Source organism: Paenibacillus rubinfantis (assembly GCF_001486505.1).
Taxonomy (GTDB): Bacteria; Bacillota; Bacilli; order Paenibacillales; family Paenibacillaceae; genus Fontibacillus; species Fontibacillus rubinfantis.
On record NZ_LN909064.1, the window covers coordinates 297,014 to 315,107 of the forward strand.

The 18,094-nt window shown below is 53.2% G+C and carries 13 protein-coding genes; 4 read left to right on the forward strand and 9 right to left on the reverse strand.

Features of this window, described 5'->3' with window-relative positions; all coding sequences use genetic code 11:
- Positions 1–54 precede the first annotated feature (54 nt).
- The gene (locus tag BN3277_RS25035) at positions 55–240 is read left to right on the forward strand and encodes an aspartyl-phosphate phosphatase Spo0E family protein (protein WP_082691399.1); all 186 of its coding nucleotides are present in this window, start codon (positions 55–57) and stop codon (positions 238–240) included.
- A 50-nt stretch (positions 241–290) separates the two neighbouring features.
- Here BN3277_RS25035 and BN3277_RS09675 read toward each other — a convergent pair whose 3' ends face one another.
- From BN3277_RS09675 to BN3277_RS09715, 9 genes are all read right to left on the reverse strand, one after another.
- Positions 291–1,271 carry an Rpn family recombination-promoting nuclease/putative transposase gene (locus tag BN3277_RS09675; protein WP_157688705.1) on the reverse strand — a complete coding sequence of 327 codons (981 nt, stop codon included), beginning with the start codon at positions 1,269–1,271 and terminating at the stop codon, positions 291–293.
- Between the two features lie 168 nt (positions 1,272–1,439).
- Complete coding sequence (locus BN3277_RS09680) at positions 1,440–3,020, reverse strand: oleate hydratase (RefSeq protein WP_059042104.1); 1,581 nt, start codon at positions 3,018–3,020, stop codon at positions 1,440–1,442.
- A gap of 173 nt (positions 3,021–3,193) precedes the next feature.
- Positions 3,194–3,784 carry a TetR-like C-terminal domain-containing protein gene (locus BN3277_RS09685; RefSeq protein ID WP_059042106.1) on the reverse strand — a complete coding sequence of 197 codons (591 nt, stop codon included), beginning with the start codon at positions 3,782–3,784 and terminating at the stop codon, positions 3,194–3,196.
- Between the two features lie 126 nt (positions 3,785–3,910).
- The gene (gene mmsB, locus BN3277_RS09690; RefSeq protein WP_059042108.1) at positions 3,911–5,074 is read right to left on the reverse strand and encodes a multiple monosaccharide ABC transporter permease; all 1,164 of its coding nucleotides are present in this window, start codon (positions 5,072–5,074) and stop codon (positions 3,911–3,913) included.
- Positions 5,075–5,078: 4 nt separating this feature from the next.
- The gene (mmsA, locus tag BN3277_RS09695; protein WP_089153335.1) at positions 5,079–6,608 is read right to left on the reverse strand and encodes a multiple monosaccharide ABC transporter ATP-binding protein; all 1,530 of its coding nucleotides are present in this window, start codon (positions 6,606–6,608) and stop codon (positions 5,079–5,081) included.
- Between the two features lie 94 nt (positions 6,609–6,702).
- Positions 6,703–7,797: a multiple monosaccharide ABC transporter substrate-binding protein gene (chvE, locus tag BN3277_RS09700; protein WP_059042110.1), complete on the reverse strand. Its 1,095-nt coding sequence runs from the start codon at positions 7,795–7,797 to the stop codon at positions 6,703–6,705.
- Positions 7,798–7,987: 190 nt separating this feature from the next.
- Entirely contained in the window at positions 7,988–9,220 is a 1,233-nt protein-coding gene (locus BN3277_RS09705) for a response regulator (RefSeq protein WP_059042112.1), read from the reverse strand.
- Complete coding sequence (locus BN3277_RS09710; RefSeq protein ID WP_059042114.1) at positions 9,217–11,148, reverse strand: cache domain-containing sensor histidine kinase; 1,932 nt, start codon at positions 11,146–11,148, stop codon at positions 9,217–9,219. The genes BN3277_RS09705 and BN3277_RS09710 overlap by 4 nt, the downstream gene beginning before the upstream one ends.
- Entirely contained in the window at positions 11,138–12,136 is a 999-nt protein-coding gene (locus BN3277_RS09715; RefSeq protein WP_059042115.1) for a substrate-binding domain-containing protein, read from the reverse strand. The genes BN3277_RS09710 and BN3277_RS09715 overlap by 11 nt, the downstream gene beginning before the upstream one ends.
- Positions 12,137–12,351: 215 nt before the next feature.
- Between BN3277_RS09715 and BN3277_RS09720 the strand changes: the two genes are divergently transcribed.
- The 3 genes from BN3277_RS09720 to BN3277_RS09730 all read left to right on the forward strand — a co-directional run bounded on the left by BN3277_RS09720 (position 12,352) and on the right by BN3277_RS09730 (position 18,069).
- Positions 12,352–13,407, forward strand: coding sequence for a tellurite resistance/C4-dicarboxylate transporter family protein (locus BN3277_RS09720; protein WP_059042118.1), 1,056 nt, complete (start codon positions 12,352–12,354; stop codon positions 13,405–13,407).
- A 101-nt stretch (positions 13,408–13,508) separates the two neighbouring features.
- Complete coding sequence (locus tag BN3277_RS09725) at positions 13,509–16,058, forward strand: beta-mannosidase (RefSeq protein WP_059042120.1); 2,550 nt, start codon at positions 13,509–13,511, stop codon at positions 16,056–16,058.
- Positions 16,059–16,143: 85 nt separating this feature from the next.
- The gene (locus tag BN3277_RS09730) at positions 16,144–18,069 is read left to right on the forward strand and encodes an LTA synthase family protein (RefSeq protein WP_059042122.1); all 1,926 of its coding nucleotides are present in this window, start codon (positions 16,144–16,146) and stop codon (positions 18,067–18,069) included.
- The last annotated feature ends 25 nt before the right edge of the window (positions 18,070–18,094 follow it).

Consider the following 18,094-nt stretch of genomic DNA (forward strand, 5'->3'; position numbering starts at 1 on the left):
TTTCATTATGTAATATTTGGCAACCTCTTCTAATATGTTCCTAGGGTGATAGCTATGAACAGTTCTGAAAAAATCAGATTCCGAATTGAACTGGAAAGACAAGAATTAAATCGGTTAGCACAGAGATATGGCTTGCGGCATGCGCGGGTTCTCCATCAGTCGGTGGTTCTTGACCGGTTGTTGAATAAATATAGTAAAGTCACATACTCTGATTACCGAAGAAAAAAGCCCATCGCGTAAGATGAGGCTTTTTTACTTTGTTCTTTATCCTCTGGTCAAATTTCTTTAGTTCATAATTTTCTGATTTCCTCGATAGGCAATTGGGTCGTGTCGGCCACTTCCCTTGGAGAGAAGCCCTTGGATAATAACCTGCGCGCGATATGCTGGCGTTCGAGAAGGGTGCCTTGTGCGATCCCTTTTTCAATCCCTTTTTCAATCCCTTTCTCTAAGCCCTCTTCCAGGCCTTTCTCATAACCTTGCCGCATCCATGCGGGCATTAATTCCATGATCACTTCACTCTCCTTTGCGTATTGATTCGCCAGCTCCCGAAGCATTTCCTCATCCTGCCGGGGATCCGGTTCAAAATACAAATCAGCGATGGACATCACCAGGGCCAGACGGGCATTATCCAGTCTTTGGCTGAGCTGCAGCAGCATGCGCAGATAAGCCAAACGCAGCTCCCGTTCCTCCCCTTTATTGTAGCCCATTTTAGCTAGTAATGCAGCAGCCACAGGGTTGTTGGATTCGATAAACCTCCGCCAGGGTTGGTTGATGAGCTCGAATTTCAGAAACCGAAATTGGAGGATGTCCTCTCCCAGAATCGACATGCTTAAGGAATTTCGCTCATTTTTGCTCTCCGAGGAAGTAAAGATGGCGATAGGGATGATGAGTTGATGTTCTTTCCGGTGCCGTTCAAAGAGTCGGCTGAAGTAGATAAACATTCGCTCATGGAAGTCTGCTTGTCGATACGATTGAGGTTCAAGATGGATGAGGATGAAGGCATCCGTACCGATATATTTGGTTTCCAGCAGTAGATCGAGCGTACGCGCCTCTTCTCCCACCACATCTACAAGCTGCTCTTGCATGAGGAAACGGGTTTGGCTGAAGTCTAGCTGCGATTCAAGTTCAGGAAAAAACAATGCGATAAATTCCGCGAAAAACGTATGCAACAGCTTTTTAAATGCTTCATCATGGGGGATGTTTTTTCTCCCATAGTTCCCGCTTTGCGGTTCCTCCCCGACTTGTTGGATCCAGGATAATTCGGTTGCCACAGACGGATCACACTTCCTTTCCGAACGCAAAAAAGCACACCACGCGCGCCAAGATTGGCGGATGCGTAAGTGTGCTTCACTTTGCTTCTGATGAGTTCTGTTACGTTTAGCTTACCTGATATAGAGTATTATGGCAAATCTTTCACCTGCCGCTCATCCTATCCGGTCTTACCGGAAAGAAGTCATCAAGCCCTGCAACAGTGTCCGTACATCGTACTGGTATTGATTGATCGGCGCGATCGGCTTGTTCAACCCCAATAGGCCATATACCGCCATGCGGGCGGCACGGACGGAATATTCTTCGGTGAAAACGACATCGTCCGGAATTTCGCAGAATTGACTAATAAACGCTAAGTTCGTGGAGCCGTCCGGAATGACCCTCGGCCGATCTTCGATCGCTCTAGGCATGAACTGTGAGGTGATGAACGGCATCATACATGGAATACAGTTGGCGGTAGAGAGGATCGCCTCCATGTCTTCTTCAAAGTGGAGATGGTGCAGCAATTCGGTGAGAATCTCCTCGCCGGTACACTCGGACATTTTTTTAGGCACGTAATCCCCAACGCGATCCGGGAATAATCCGTATCCCCAGAAGACTTTCACATGCTCCGGTTGATTGCGGAAATGCGGCTGATGAGCCAGCACGATGGACATGAACCAGCTTGAATCCTTAAAGGTCACCAGTGCACCGGTTCCCGCCTTGTTGCGGGAAAAAGCTTCCATCCGGTCAAAAAACCGCGAGTCCTGACAAGTCACCGTAAACGATTCCCATTTGGACTCATCGATATGATCGTCGAAGGAGGAAGGACAACCAAGGTTGGTTTTTTTGGCGGCAATCCGCTCCCATAACTGCCAAGAGCTTCCCTTGCCGTTCAGCTTCGGCGCTGTGCTCATGGAGCCTAGGCTGTAGCCCTCCGTCATTGAACCGTTGGTGACGATCACCAGATCCCCTTCACCCAAATCCAGGAATTGCGGCTCTCCGTCCTTCAGATAGTGCATTCGCGTCACCGTGATCCCCTCGCCTTCGCGGAAGTCTAGATCCGTGACCGTGCATTTCAGTGAAAAGTCTACGCCGTGCCCCTCCAAATAGGTTTGCAGCGGGAGAATGATCGAGTCGTATTGGTTATAAGGCGTGCGGGTAACTCCCTCCAGCGTGTGGATGCGCGGGAATTCATGCATAAACCGGAGCATGTATCTTTTAAACTCTACGGCGCTGTGCCAAGGCTGGAAGGCAAAGGTGGTTGCCCACATGTACCAGAAATTCGTTTGGAAAAAATGCGGGCCAAACCAGTCATTGATCCGCGCTTTGCCCATTTTCTCTTCCGGGGTCATGATCAGCTTGACCATGGCCATACGGTCCGCCATATCAAAGCCCATGGAGGTCACGTCCTCCACTTGGCCGTCGCGGTTTACTAACCGGGCGTTGGAATGGGTCGGGTGGGCGGTATCAAACGCGATGATCTCATCCCGAACCGAAAGCCCCGGGTGGTCTACGGAAGGGATGGAACGCAGCAAATCCCAGGTATTTTCATACGTCTCATCATTCAGCATCCGGCCACCGCGGATCACATACCCGCGCTCACCGTCTCCGGCACCGTCGTTACTGCCGCCCAGCACCTTCATTTCCTCCAACACATGAATATTTTGGCCAGGAAAATTGCAGTCCCGAATCAGGAATGCGGCCCCCGCCAGCGAAGCGATTCCTCCGCCAACAAAATAAACGTGATTCGTATGACGATCTGCAGACATAACTTTCGCCTCCAAAGAATGTGATGAATGGAACAATCTTAATGTAATCTGTCTTTGGAGCAAACGAAATCAACAATGCAGCACGCCTGTATAAAAAAACGACACTCCTCAAGGAGTGTCTAGGAATCCGACGGAAAAAGCCAGGTTTTGCGCCGCTGAAAGTCTTCTTATCTTCACTTCTGTAAAACGGGCGGTCGCTTGGCTTTGTATTCATACCGCTGCAATGCTTGCTCGAAATGACCATCCACCAATTCGCTGAGCTTAACAATGAGGGTCTCCGGGGGCTCCTTCATTCCGTCCCGCATCCAGCTGATGATCAGCCCGGTAAACGCCAGCGTATAAAAGTTGGCCAAGAACCGTTGATCCTCCGCATCCACGTGCATCCCCGCGGACACTTCTTCAACCACACCCATGACCAGGCTATTTGTTACGTTATATAGGTAAGAATCCAGATGGCTGCGCGCCAGCGAATTCAGGGTGTTCAAACAAAACGCCCGGTTGTCTTCGATGTATTTGAATATTTTTAAGAAGCCGTTGGTCCAAGTCCGATAGCTGCGCTCCCCGGCGATGGCATCTACTGCTTCGGTTTGGTAAATCCAGCCGAGCAGCTCGAAAATATCCTGGAAATGATAGTAGAACGTTTGCCGGTTTAATCCGCAATCGTCTACGAGATGCTTCACAGTGATTTTGTTCAAGGGAGCAGAAGTCATCCGTTGCTTTAATGCGGCGGCGAGCGCCTTCTTAGTAAGGTGGGAACTAGACATGAGAATCACCTGCTTATGGTAAAAATAGGTGGATCATCCTGTCTTCATTATACTCCCGCTTAGGGCAGCCTTCAAAAAGGTAACCCCCGCCCAATCGATAGCGGAGGTTTAGGCAAGGTCTTAGGATTAACTCGTCTTCGACTTATTGTAAATATCGAAGGCGACGGCGAGCAGCAGGACCAGCCCTTTGATGCCTTGCTGCCAATCGACCCCAAGTCCGATCAGCGACATGCCATTGTTCATCACGCCCATCACCAGGCCGCCAATGATGGCGCCGATGACGGTGCCGATGCCGCCGGAGGCAGAGGCACCGCCGATAAAGCACGCCGCGATCGCATCGAGCTCAAAGTTCGTTCCAGCCTTCGGCGTAGCCGAGTTGAGGCGTGCGGCGAAGATCAGACCGGATAGTGCGGCCAGGGCGCCCATGTTAACGAAGACCCAGAACGTTACCTTATTGGTTTTGACACCGGACAGCTTGGCGGCCTTCTCATTGCCTCCAAGCGCGTAGATATGGCGGCCGGCCACCATTCGGTTCATAACGAATGAGTAAATGACAATCAAGAAGAATAGGATGATCAGGATGTTCGGCAGCCCATTGTAGGTTGCCAGCACAAAGGTAAAGATGTTGATGACGGCAACGAGTAACACGAGCTTTGTAACGAACACCCAAATCGGCGCGACCTCAAACTGATATTTGAGCTGAGTCCGCCGCTCCCTCCATTCCTGCCAAATGAGGAGAAGGGAGAGAGCCAGACCCAGCAGAATCGTCAGGGTATGAAGGCTGCCGCCGCCAAACCAGTCGGGAATGAAGCCGGAGCTGATGCGTTGGAACGATTTCGGGAATGGCGCGATCGACTGGCCGCCAAGCACAATCATCGTTAAGCCCCGGAACAGCAGCATCCCGGCCAACGTAACGATAAAGGCGGGGATTTTCACATAAGCGACCCAAAATCCTTGCCAGGCGCCAATAAGTCCGCCAATCACCAGCGAGATGATGATGGCAAGGAACGTAGGCAACTGAAGCTCCACCATCATGATGGCGGCCAAAGCTCCGATAAAGGCGGCGATGGAGCCGACGGACAAATCGATATGTCCGGTGATGATCACAAGCACCATCCCGATGGCTAGCACCAGGATGTAACTGTTTTGCAGGATTAGATTCGTAATATTCAATGGCTTCAGCAGGATGCCGCCCGTCAAAATTTGAAACAGCGCCGTGATGAAGATCAAGGCGATAATCATGCCGTACTGACGTATGTTTTTTCTGAAAAGTTCGCTAACCGCTTGCATCGGTCTACCCCCTGCCTCGAGTCATGGATTTCATCAGTACTTCCTGGGTGGCGTCCTCGCGCTTGACTTCCCCGGTAATCCGGCCTTCGCTCATGACGTAGATGCGGTCGCACATCCCAAGAATCTCTGGCAGCTCCGAGGAGATAAACAATATACCCTTGCCCTCGTCCGCCAGTTGATTGACGATCGAATAAATTTCGTATTTGGCTCCAACATCAATGCCGCGTGTCGGCTCATCGAGAATCAAGATTTCCGGCTGTGCGTAGATCCACTTGCTGAGGACGACCTTCTGTTGATTGCCGCCGCTCAGGTTGACCGTTTTCTGCAAAATGCTGGGCGTTTTAATGTTTAGCTTGCTCCGGTATTCCTCCGCGACCAGCACTTCCTCCCGTTCATTAATGACGCCGCGGCGGGACAGCTTCTTTAAAGAAGCCAGCGAGATGTTGCGTTTAATATCGTCGATCAAAACTAAGCCGTATTGCTTGCGGTCTTCGGTGACATAAGCGACGCCATGTTGAATCGCCTGGCTGATGTCGTGAAACCGCACCTCTTTGCCGTGCAGGAACAGCTGACCTTTAATATGGCGACCATAGGATCGACCAAATAAGCTCATCGCGAGTTCGGTTCGGCCTGCACCCATCAAGCCGGCGATCCCAACGATCTCCCCGCGCCGGATATTGAGGTGAATATTGTCCAGCACTTTACGCTCGTCTTGCTGCGGGTGGGTTGCCTCCCAACCCCGCACTTCAAAGATCACCTCACCGATCCGGGGAACCCGCTCCGGATAACGATGGGTGAGATCGCGGCCCACCATCCCCTTGATGATGTGATCCTCGGTCACCTGATCGGCTTTCGTATCCAACGTCTGAATCGTCCGGCCATCCCGGAGAATGGTGATCGAATCGGCAACTTTGCTGATTTCGTTTAATTTGTGCGAAATGATGATGGAGGTGATGCCTTGTTTTTTCAGTTCGAGGATTAACTCCAGCAGGTTTTCGCTGTCATTTTCGTTCAAGGCGGCTGTGGGTTCGTCCAAAATTAACAGTTTGACCTGCTTGGCTAAAGCTTTGGCGATTTCCACTAGCTGCTGCTTGCCGACGCCCAGCTCCAATACGCGTGTCGCCGGCGATTCGTTTAAGCCTACTCTTTTCAAGAGCGATTTGGTCTTGACCGTCGTTTCATTCCAATCGATTAGTCCGTGTTTGCTTTGCTCATTACCGAGAAAAAGATTCTCCGCGATCGAGAGATAAGGGATCAAGGCCAGCTCCTGATGGATAATGACGATCCCCAGCTGCTCGCTTTCCTTGATGTCCTTAAATTCGCATACCTTGCCTTCGAACAGGATCTCTCCTTCATAGGAACCATGCGGATAAACACCGCTAAGCACCTTCATCAACGTCGACTTTCCGGCCCCGTTTTCCCCGCATAAAGCATGGATTTCCCCGGAGGCTACCTTTAGGTTGACATGGCTTAGCGCCTTAACCCCCGGGAAGGTCTTCGTAATGCCCCGCATTTCCAAAATCGTATTGCTCACATGTGCCACCTGGCCTTTCGCTCACGGGAAGCGGATAGCGACGGTCGCCCGAATCCGCGTCCGCCGCTATGCGGTTACCCTAAGTTAATGAGGATTAGAGTCCCAGATCTTCCTTGGAGTAGTAGCCGGTGTCGACGAGCGCCGGTTCAACGTTGTCCTTGTCGACCGAAACCGGTTCAAGCAGGTAAGAAGGAACAACCTTGACGCCGTTATCGTAGGTTTTCGTGTCGTTAACTTCGGCTTCCGTGCCTTCCAGAATGCTTTGAACCATGGAGACCGCTTTTTTCGCCAACTCGCGTGTATCCTTAAAGACGGTTTGCGTTTGCTCTCCAGCAAGGATCGATTTGACCGATGCCAGCTCGGCATCCTGGCCGGTTACGATCGGCATCGCTTTGCTTCCGGAGCCGTAGCCCACGCCTTTAAGCGAGGACAGAATGCCGATACTGATGCCGTCATATGGGGAAAGCACGGCGTCCAGATTCTCCGTGGAATAATGAGCGCTCAGTAAGTTATCCATGCGGGCCTGAGCGGTAGCGCCATCCCAACGCAGCGTGGCGATTTGTTCCATTTTGGTTTGTCCGCTGCGTACGACAAGCTTGCCGGAATCGATGTACGGCTGCAGTACGGACATGGCACCGTCATAGAAGAAGTAGGCATTGTTATCGTCCGGAGAGCCCCCGAACAGCTCGATATTAAACGGGCCTTTGCCTTCTGTAAGTCCGAGCTTTTCTTCAATATAGGAGGCCTGCTGTACGCCAACCTTGAAGTTATCGAAGGTGGCGTAGTAGTCAACGTACTCGCTGTTCATGATCAGCCGGTCGTAGGCGACGACTTGAATGCCCTGGTCATGGGCTTTTTGCAGAACGTCAGTTAGTGCGCCGCCGTCGATGGCAGCAATAACGAGGACCTTCACGCCCTTGGTGATCATGTTTTCGATTTGCGACACCTGGTTTTCGATGACGTCTTCTCCGTATTGCAGGTCTGTGCCATAGCCGAGGGCCTTAAACTCCTTGACCATGTTGTTTCCGTCGTTTACCCAGCGTTCGGACGATTTCGTTGGCATGGCAATACCGATCGTTCCTTTCTCACCATTGCCCGATCCGCTGCTGCTGTCGTTTCCTCCGTTGGCGCAAGCCGCGAGGGCGAATACCATCGCCAAAGCAAGTAAAATGGCCGTTACCTTCTTCAAAGTTGATTCCCCCTATACTTAAAATGAATGCGTTTACAGATCGGAGTATAGCAAGCGAAGGGGGCGGTCGTATTTACAGTGGATTGACTCTTTTTATAAAAATCGAACCTTTGTGGGAGGGCTGATTCAGAGATGGGGGCCTATGAAGGGAGGCGAAAAAATGCACAAAAAAGGGGGAGAAATACTCCCCCTAAGCATCTTCATGTTCAAACGCACCTTTGCGGTATTGCAATGGAGAAAGGCCGGTGGCGCGCTTGAACGCCGTGCTGAAATAGTGTTGGGTTTCGTAGCCGACTTGTTCGGCAATTTCTCCGATCGTCAAGTCGGTGGCGATTAATAGGCGGGTCGCCCGACGGATGCGGAGCTGCGTCAAATAGCTATTAAACGTAGTGCCCAGCTCCTGTTTGATCATGCGGCTTAAATAAGCCGGGGAAGATTGCAGGGCGTGCGCCATCGCTTCCAGCGTTAGCCCGCTGTCGCCGAAATGCTCCAGCATAAATTGCTTGGCCCGGCGCACCAACGGGGAAACAGCGTTCTCCTTGTTTACGGCGGACTTCGCTTTCCGGTATACGGAGGGAAGCTCCAGCACGTCACGAGCGCCCTCGGCCAAGTACACCTCGGCAGCGATCTTTAAGTGGGTGCGCACCAAGGTTTCAATACGGTGAAAATCGGCTTCAGCTTCCAACCCCCACAGCAGGATAACAATCAGTCCGAAGGGGTCGCGGAAGATCGCCCGGGGGTAGGGGGCGAGCACCTCGGCAGCGATATTCTCCACCGCATATCCATAAAGCTGCCGTTCCTCCTCTTTGTATAAAGCGGGGGAACCAGCGGGCTCAGGCAATCGGATCACGCCCAGCCAATCCGGGCAGGCGTCCGGCAGTTGCAAGAACCGCAGCTGTTCGGAGATTTCAGCGGCCGTCATGCCCCCGTCCAGCCATTGCTGGCCAAATCGCTCCCTTAGGAGCGGATAACTACGGGAAATTTGCTGCGAAGCCTGCTGCCATTGCTGCTGTTTGGACGCTTCTTCCTCCAGCTCTCCGCGCACCTGCCGCAGGACCTTCTCTAACTGTACGGGATTGGCCGGTTTCAGGATGTAATCCTTAACCTGAAGACGGATCGCCTTTTGTGCGTACGCAAACTCGTCATGGCCCGTGATGATGATAATCTTACAATCCGGCAGCCGCTCGCGCACCTGCTTCATCAATTCGATCCCGTCCATGATCGGCATGTTGAGATCAACCAACATGATGTGAACGTCGTGCTGGATCGCCTTCTCCAGCGCCTCCTCGCCATCCTCGGCTTCAGCTACTACCGTAAGGCGTAAGCTCTCCCAGTCCACGCTATCGCGAATCCCTTCGCGAATAATACACTCATCGTCGGCGATGAGCACCCTCCAACGAGTTTCTGAGTAGGTTCCACTCATGATTCCATCCTCCCAAGGCGCGTTTGTTCCTCCCGAATGATCGGGTGGGTGACAGTAACTACGGTTCCTCGGCCTTCCTCACTTTGGATCGTCAGGCCATATTTCGGGCCAAAGGTTAACGCGATCCGAGCTTGCACATTCAGCATCCCGTATCCCTGTCCGCCTTCGCCAGCAGGGGATACACCTGCCGCGGTTGGTTCGGCTCCCTTTTCCCGGCCATCCGTGGTGCCTGCGGCCTGCAGTTCTTTTTGCAGCCGGGCTAGTTGATCCCGCGGAATGCCTTTCCCATCATCCCGGATGGTGATCACCAGCATGCCGCTATCTTCGGCGGCTTCAATGACCACGCGGCCCGGCCCCCGGCGTTCCTTGATGCCATGGTAGATGGCATTTTCCACGATCGGCTGAAGGATCAGCTTCAATACATAGACGCCGCGAATATCCGGTGCGATGTGCAGCGAGTAATCGAGTTTGCTTTGATAACGGACGTGTTGAATATGCAAGTAACTTCGCACGTGCTCGATTTCATCGTTTAGGGGGATGATGTCATTCCCCTTGCTCAAGCCGATTCGGAACAGCTTCGACAAAGACTCCGCCATTTCCGCGATGTCCTCCGAGCCGTTGCGGCGGGCCATCCAATGAATCGTATCCAGCGTATTGTACAAAAAATGCGGTTTGATATGCGCCTGCAGGCTTCTAAGCTCCGCCTCCCGCTTCTGACGCTCCTGCAGTTCGGTCAGGGAGAGCAGGCGATGGATCTGCTGGAGCATGGCGTTGAAGCGGCGGCCAAGCAGACCGATTTCATCAGTACGGTCGCTCCAGTGGCGAATCGTCAAATCGCCGGACTGGGCTTTTTGCATAAAAGAAGCCAACTGCCCAATCGGCCTCGAAATCGTGTGGGCCAGGTAGAAGGAAGCCGTCATCCCCAGCAAACAGACGATAAACACAAAGCTAACGACGTAAAAACGAATTTCCCGCATTTCCGTAGCGGATTCAGCCATGGAAAAGACGCCGACCGTCGTCCAGTTGGTGAACGGCGAATGTCGGTAGATGAACTGCAAATCGCGGCCGCCCACCCGTTCTGCGTAGGTTCCCGAGGCGTCCTGACCGAGCCGATCCAGCGGAATGCGATTGATGTAGGGGGCTGGCGGTGAATAGATGAGTTCCCCGTTGCCGTCCACCACCGTGAGATAGCCCGTTTTCCCCAACCGGACGTCCTGCGCGGTCTCGGCAATGACCCGCAGCTTGAGGTCGATTAAGACGACGCCCTTGACCTGCTGGGTTTCGGGGTCGAGAATCGCCCTTACGGCGGAGACGACTTCACTATCCTTGTAGTTGACATGCGTCGTGACATTACGGCCTCGCGGATGACCGATGATTTTGAAGATCCCTTTATTGCGGACCGCCTCTTGGTACCACGCTTCCTGGGTCAGGTTTTCTGAGGTGCGGGCATACATTTCGTTGCTGATATATTCGCCGCGGCTGTTGACGATCAGAATGCCTGCGACTTCCGAATACAAGGTGGTGAAGCCCTGCAGGAACTTGCGAATTTCGTAATGATCGGTATCTGTTGGTGTTGTTGTTCGTGGAGGTGTTTGGACAGACGGTGCCGATAGAACGGGTTCTGCCTCATTGTTGTTTTCGAGAAACTGCAGCACATCCGGGTTAAAGGAGATGAAGAACGTCATGTTTTGCAAGTTCTCCACATACGTCTCCAACGACCGGTTCACCTTGCCGATTAGCTGCAGCGTATTGCTCGTAATCTGGCGTTCGATAATGCGGTCAACCGTCCAATTCGTCAGCACGCCTAGCCCGATCGAAGGAAGGATACTGATCAACATAAAGTGGACGATTAGTTTGTAGCGGATGGGCAAGTTGTTCAGCGAAAAACGACGGATCTCCCAGGACCGCTGACCATATCTATTTCGCATAGTAATCATTCACATTCTGCCGTGTAACGACGGTGATGCCGGTATCCACGCGCTGGGGAACGCGAGGGCCGGGGTGCGAAGATCCTTCCGAGTCATGCTTCAACGAAAAGAGCAGCTGCAGCGACCAATATCCCATGTTCCAGGTGCCCTGGGCCATCGTGGCGGCGATATCTCCGCTTTTGACCAAGTCCAGGGTGCCTTTATCGGTATCAAAGCTGATGATCTTCGGGCCGGAGGAGGCCAAGCTAACGGCCTTTACGGCCTCCGCAACACCGATGCCTCCGTTGGCTTCGGTAGTGAAAATGCCTGCAACGCCTGGGAAGTCGTGCAGGATTTCCTCTGCCGCTTGCCGGGAGTAGAGCTCATCGCCTTTGCCGTTTTTGGTGGCGACAATGTGAAGGTTGGGGAATTCTTGCGTAATGGTATCGGAAAATCCTTCGGTGCGTTCCTGGTGATTTTGTTGATCTGGTACGGTGACGATGGCGACCTCCCCGCGTCCGCCGGTGAGCTCGGCCATTTTACGCGCGGCTTCAACGCCGGCCGAGTAGTTGTCGGTGCCAAGGAAGGAGAAGGCGCGGCTGCCGGGGGCGTCGGAATCGAACAAAACAACCGGAATGCCGGCATCGACCGCTTTGTTAATCGTGGCGGTGAGCTCGGTCGGATGAATGGCGGAGATCGCGATGCCGGCCGGTTTTTTTGCAATGGCTTGCTCCAGCACCGTGATTTGCTCATGAATATCGCGTTGGGTGGAGCCGCGGTATTCTACGGAGACGTTCAGCGCCTGGGCGGCGTCTTCGAAGCCTTTCAGCCCGCTTTTCCAATAGTCGATGCCCCTTTGAAACGTCACCATCACGTATTTCTCATCAATGGAACCTCGAAGGCCCCCGGAACTCCATTCGTCGTTCATCCGAATCTGGGAGCGATAATCCAGTACGTATAACGCGAAGCAAGCGAAGAGCAGCAAGTACACGATCCAAATCTTTTTCATATGAAACCCCTTTCATAACAACGGTCAAAAAAGAGAGGAACTTCGACATCATCATACTATGATTCGCCATAAATGATAATGATGGATTTTAGAGGATTCCTCGGGTTGGGGTTAGCAGAGTCACAAAGCCGTCGATTCTCATCGTGCTAAATTGAGACTAGGATCCTGCTGCTCGATCCGCGGCGGGGCTAAGTCTGTAGAGGCGAGGATGGTTAATGATGTGGAAGATGATGGAGGAGAAAATCGAAAATTTATTTCCGGGGTATTTTTCCATGGCGATGGCGACCGGGGCTTTATCGATTGCGATGGAACTGCTGAAGATTCCGTTTGCTCCAAAGATTCTGCTTTACCTGAACACCTGCATTTATGTCATATTGTGGATGCTCACCTTGATTCGCTTGTTTAAATTTTTCCCGAGAGTGCGAGCAGATTTAACAAGCCATAGCCAAGGCCCTGGTTTCTTTACCTGCACCGCCGCAACCTGCGTATACGGCAGCCAATGGGTGATCGTAGCGCATAACGGAACCATTTCGACCGGCTTGTGGGTATTCGGCATTTTGCTCTGGGTTGTCATTATGTACACCTTCTTTACGGCTGTGACGGTAAGAAAAGAGAAACCAACTCTGGCCGAAGGTATTAACGGCGCTTGGTTGATTGCCGCTGTCGCCACCCAATCGGTCTCCATTCTGGGTACGCTCATCTCATCCTATCTGACGGACGGCCGCGAGATCGTGCTGTTTTTTACGTTATGCATGTATTTGTTAGGTTGTATGCTGTACTTGAACATCATCACTTTAATATTCTACCGATTCACCTTTGTCGACCTGAAGTATGCTGCGCTGACGCCGCCTTATTGGATCAACATGGGAGCGGTCGCGATTACGACCCTGGCAGGCTCCACCTTGATGCTGCATGCGGCAAAATGGCCGTTTTTAACCGAGCTAGTTCCTTTTTTACGGGGATTTACTTTGTTCTTCTGGATTACCGGCAGTTGGTGGATTCCGTTGCTTTTTATCCTGATGATTTGGCGGCACGCCTACCATCGTTACCCTCTGACGTACGATCCCCAGTTTTGGGGAATGGTTTTCCCGCTGGCCATGTACACAACCAGTACCTATCAATTGTCACAGGCGTTGAAATTGCCGTTTTTGGTCGCGATTCCACGCGTCATGATCGTCGTTGCCCTAACGGCGTGGATCGCCGTTCTGGCCGGATTTCTTCATCATCAAGTGCGTTCCTTCCAAAGCGCCGAGAGGTCTTCCTTGAGATAACAAGCCCATTCCTTGTTTAGTAATATCACTAACAAAAATATAACAAATAACAATGGAATTAGTATATAATGGAGCTTATCTTACGACTTTATGGAGGGCTTATGAACAACCGCAGCTATGTGATCAATCATTGGAGCTTCAAAGCGTGTGATGAAACGGAGTGGAAGCCGGCCCGGGTGCCGGGTACCGTGCATACAGATCTGTTTCGCAACGGATTGATTCCTAATCCGTTCGATGGAACAAATGAACATGACTTGCAGTGGATCGATCGGAAGGATTGGGAATACGAGACCTCCTTCGAATTGGACGAAGCTTGGTTCGCCTTGCCTCGGTTGGAGCTTGTCTTTGACGGCTTAGATACGTATGCCGATGTCACGGTTAACGGGGTGCACGTCTTGTCGGCCGACAATATGTTCCGCGTTTGGCGGATCGATGTGAAGCCGCTGCTGCAGCAAGGCACAAACAAGATGGTCGTCCGCTTCCGAAGCCCGATCGCTGAGGATCTGCCCAAATTGGAGGAGCTGGGCTACGATCTTCCGGCACCAAACGACCAATCTGAGTTAGGCGGGTTAGGCGACCGCCGGGTTAGCGTGTTTGCCCGCAAAGCGCCGTATCATTACGGCTGGGATTGGGGGCCGCGCTTCGTGACCAGCGGGATCTGGCGCGAGGTCCGGCTGGAGGGCTGGTGCGGTCCGGTGATCCGCGATTTGTCGATTCGCCAGGACCGGGTCAACGCCTCGGTTGCAGAGCTCACCGCTGTGGCGGAGGTTGAAACGGCGGAGCGTTGGGAAGGTCAACTGAGGGTCACCAACGGCGAACAGACTTGGGAACGTTCTGTAGTGCTGGAACCGGGGACGCAAGCCGTAGAGGTGCCTGCGGTAATCTCGGAGCCGAAGCTGTGGTGGTGCCGGGGGCTGGGCGAACCGGCGATGTACAACTTCCGCGCCGAGCTTGTGGCGAACGGCGGGCAGGCACCGCTTGCCGAAGCGTCCGTCAGAACCGGGCTGCGCGACATCAAGCTGGTGCGGGAAACCGACGCCGCCGGCGCTTCCTTCCGCTTCGAGTTAAACGGCGTGCCGGTATTCGCTAAAGGGGCTAATCACATTCCGAACGACAGCTTTTTGACGGAAGTGACGGACGAACGCTATCGCCATGAGATCGCCTCGGCAGCTGAAAGCGGCATGAATATGCTTCGTGTATGGGGCGGCGGGATCTACGAGCAGGATGTCTTTTACGAGCTTTGTGACGAATACGGGATTCTGGTTTGGCAGGACTTTATGTTCGCTTGCAGTATGTATCCGGGGGATCCGAAGTTTCTGGACAATGTGACGCACGAAGCGGAGGACAATATCAAGCGGCTGCGGAATCATCCGTGTATCGCCCTCTGGTGCGGAAATAACGAAATCGACTCGGCTTGGGCCCATTACCTTGAAGACAAAGGTTGGGGATGGAAACAAAGTTATACGACCGAGCAGCGGGAAAAGCTGTGGGCGGATTACGAAGCGGTATTCCATGAGATTTTGCCTAAAGCGGTGGAGCGTCTGGCGAACGGTGTGGCGTATTGGCCTTCCTCGCCGCTCCGCCGCCTGACCGGGGATGAGTTTCAGCATGCCAATGAACGATCTGGTGAAGGCGACATTCATTACTGGGGCGTGTGGCATGCGGTGGAGCCGTTCGATAACTATAACCTCCGCGTTGGCCGTTTTATGAGCGAATACGGTTTTCAGTCCTTTCCTGAACTGAAATCGGTACTGACCTACGCGCCGGAGAGCGAGCTGGCATTGGAATCCGACATCATGCTGGCTCATCAGAAGAACGGCCGCGGCAACCAGTTGATCAAGGAGTACATGGACCTTTATTTGCCTACGCCAAAGGACTTCAAATCGTTCTTGTATATGAGCCAGGTGCTGCAGGCTGAGGCGATCCGCACGGCGATCGAAGCCCATCGCCGCAACAAGCCTTACTGCATGGGGACGTTGTACTGGCAGATGAACGACTGTTGGCCGGTGGCATCTTGGGCGGGGATGGACTATTACGGACGTTGGAAGGCACTGCAGTATACGGTACGCCGCAGCTTCCGCGAGGTCATGCTGGCGATCTACGAACCGGAAAGTGGCCCGATCTCGGTCAGCGTGGTGTCTGATCTGCAGCATCCGGTGGAAGCGCAGCTGCGGCTGTCGCTTTATGACTTCCAGGGCACCCTGTTGAAAGAACAGACGTTGGAGGTTCGTGCGGCTGCAGATTCCGTCGTGGAAGCTGTTGTGTTCGCGCGGGCCGAATGGCTGGAAGGCCGAGATCCGCGTCAGGTTGTGCTGCATGCGATCCTGGAGATCGAGGGGCAGGCCGTGGACAGCAAGCCTTACTATTTCGCATCGGCCAAGGAGCTATCGTTGCCAACGGCCAACATTACGGTTCAAGAAGAGGCCGGCAGCGGCGGCAGTCGATATACTTTAGTCAGCGACGCCCTGGCGCGCCAAGTGTGGATTTCGGCGGAAGAAGAGGGGATTTTCTCCGACAATTACTTTGATCTGATCCCTGGAATTCCGGTGACGGTGGAGTTCCGTCGGCGGGGCGGCGAGAGCAGCGTGGAGCCGTTTGTAGCGGGGAACCCGGGTAAGCTGACCGTCCGCTCTATGATCGATTTCGTGTGAATTCGACTCTGGATTTTACCGTGTTATAATAAACAAATAGAAATTGCGTGTAATGTAAAAACACGGTAAATTCCGGAGAAAAGAGATGGGGAACATACGTAACTCGAACCGAATTCATTTCGTCATCACGTTCGTGTTGATCGGCATGAAGCTGTTATTGCTGCGTTATTTTTTCTATGGGAGCCTTGCGGTTCAGGGAGTGCCCGGCGAGTGGCTGTCGGTACTGGCGCTGCTGTGTCTGGTTGAACTCCTGACGCCGGCCAAAGGTAAATGGGGGGTCTACCTCGGGTTTAACTTCGTGATCTCCTTTATCCTGTTTGCCGCGACGGTATATCATGCCTACTTTGGCACGGTACCAACCTATGCGGTGCTCAGCGGGCTAAACCAGGTTCCCGAGGTCAAAGCGAGCGTAGCTTCGCTATTGCGGCCCGAACAATTTCTGTATTTCATCGACCTGCCGGTGCTGATTGCCGTTCGCATCTTCCGTGCGGCTCGGCGACGCCGGGCTTCGCGCGGGTACTATCTGTCGGGAAACCTGAGCTTCCGGACAAGCCGGCCGCGGGCCTCATTGACGTGGAAGGTGGGGGTGGCATTCGTCCTGATCGTCAGCCTGATGTTATCCGGCCTTTACATCCGCTCGGGGAAGAGCATCGATAACGAGTTGGTGCGGGCCGAAAGCGTTGGTTTCTTTAACTTCCAGGTTGATGCGGCGATTCGCAACCAGGAGGAGGAGCGGATGATCGCGGAAGGCAACCTGGAGGAGACGGCGGCCAAAGTCCGGCAGTTGGAGAGCACCTATCCATACCAATTGGCTGCGACAACCGGAGAACCTGCTTATTTTGGCGCTGCCCAAGGAATGAACTTGATCGTTGTCCAGATGGAATCGTTCCAGAACTTCCCGATTAACCTGAAGCTGAACGGTCAGGAGATTACGCCCGTGCTAAACGGGTTGGCAAAGGAAGGCTTCTACTTCCCGCACGTATTCCAGCAGATCGGACCCGGGAATACGTCGGATGCCGAGTTTATGTCCAATACATCGATTTACCCGACGGCCGCAGAGGCGATGTCGACCGGTTACGGTGACCGGCAGCTTCCTAGCCTGCCGCGTTTGCTGCAACAGCATGGATACACGGCGAACACGTTCCACATCAATAAAGTGACGTTTTGGGATCGCCATAAAATGTACCCGGCGCTGAACTTTGATCAATATTACGACAAGCCGTATTATACGAACGATCATTTTAACGATTTCGGTGCGTCCGACGAGGAAATGTACCGGGTGGGCGTGGAAAAGCTAGCCGAGCTCAAGGCGCAAAGCAAGCCGTTTTACGCCCAGTTCGTCACCACCTCAAGCCATAATCCGTTTGTGGTGCCGAAGGACCGCCGCCATATCGACTTGCCGGCGGATTTGGAAGGCTCGATGCTTGGGAATTACATCGAGGCGATCAACTACACCGACTATGCCATCGGCAAGCTGATCGATCGTTTGAAGCAAACGGGCATGTGGGACAATACGATGTTGGTGTTTTACGGGGACCACTTTGGCCTCCAGGAGAAGGATGTTCCCGCCCGGGAAATCAGCGAGAAGCTGGGGATCGCTTATGACGAGCGAATCAGCCGGTTTAACATCCCGCTGATCGTTCACATCCCCGGCCAGCAGCATGGACAAGTGGTGGAACGCACCGGAGGTCAGGTCGATATATTGCCAACCGTGGCGAACCTCCTAGGCCTCTCGCTCGCGGAGGAAGGATTTACCGCGTTTGGACATGACCTGCTGAATATCGACCGCAACGTGGTGGGGATGCGGTATTATCTGCCGACCGGCTCGTTCTTTAATGACGAAGTCATGTTCGTGCCAGGGGCGGGTTTTGACGACGGCGCGGCCGTCTCGCTGGACACGCTGCAGCCGGTCGCGGATATTGCGCCGTACCGCAGCGACTATGAATACATCACGGAGCTGATGAAGCTCTCGGATGAATACGTTAAGCTGCTCCCGAAGCGGGGGCAATAACCCAAAAGGCCCTACCGGATACCGC

Excerpts from the sequence above, each read along its gene's own strand:
- BN3277_RS25035 (WP_082691399.1), top strand. The coding sequence starts at position 55 with ATGAACAGTTCTGAAAAAATCAGATTCCGAATTGAACTGGAAAGACAA.
- BN3277_RS09680 (WP_059042104.1), bottom strand. The coding sequence starts at position 3,020 with ATGTCTGCAGATCGTCATACGAATCACGTTTATTTTGTTGGCGGAGGA.
- BN3277_RS09685 (WP_059042106.1), bottom strand. The coding sequence starts at position 3,784 with ATGTCTAGTTCCCACCTTACTAAGAAGGCGCTCGCCGCCGCATTAAAG.
- mmsB (WP_059042108.1), bottom strand. The coding sequence starts at position 5,074 with ATGCAAGCGGTTAGCGAACTTTTCAGAAAAAACATACGTCAGTACGGC.
- BN3277_RS09705 (WP_059042112.1), bottom strand. The coding sequence starts at position 9,220 with ATGAGTGGAACCTACTCAGAAACTCGTTGGAGGGTGCTCATCGCCGAC.
- BN3277_RS09710 (WP_059042114.1), bottom strand. The coding sequence starts at position 11,148 with ATGCGAAATAGATATGGTCAGCGGTCCTGGGAGATCCGTCGTTTTTCG.
- BN3277_RS09715 (WP_059042115.1), bottom strand. The coding sequence starts at position 12,136 with ATGAAAAAGATTTGGATCGTGTACTTGCTGCTCTTCGCTTGCTTCGCG.
- BN3277_RS09720 (WP_059042118.1), top strand. The coding sequence starts at position 12,352 with ATGATGTGGAAGATGATGGAGGAGAAAATCGAAAATTTATTTCCGGGG.
- BN3277_RS09725 (WP_059042120.1), top strand. The coding sequence starts at position 13,509 with ATGAACAACCGCAGCTATGTGATCAATCATTGGAGCTTCAAAGCGTGT.
- BN3277_RS09730 (WP_059042122.1), top strand. The coding sequence starts at position 16,144 with ATGGGGAACATACGTAACTCGAACCGAATTCATTTCGTCATCACGTTC.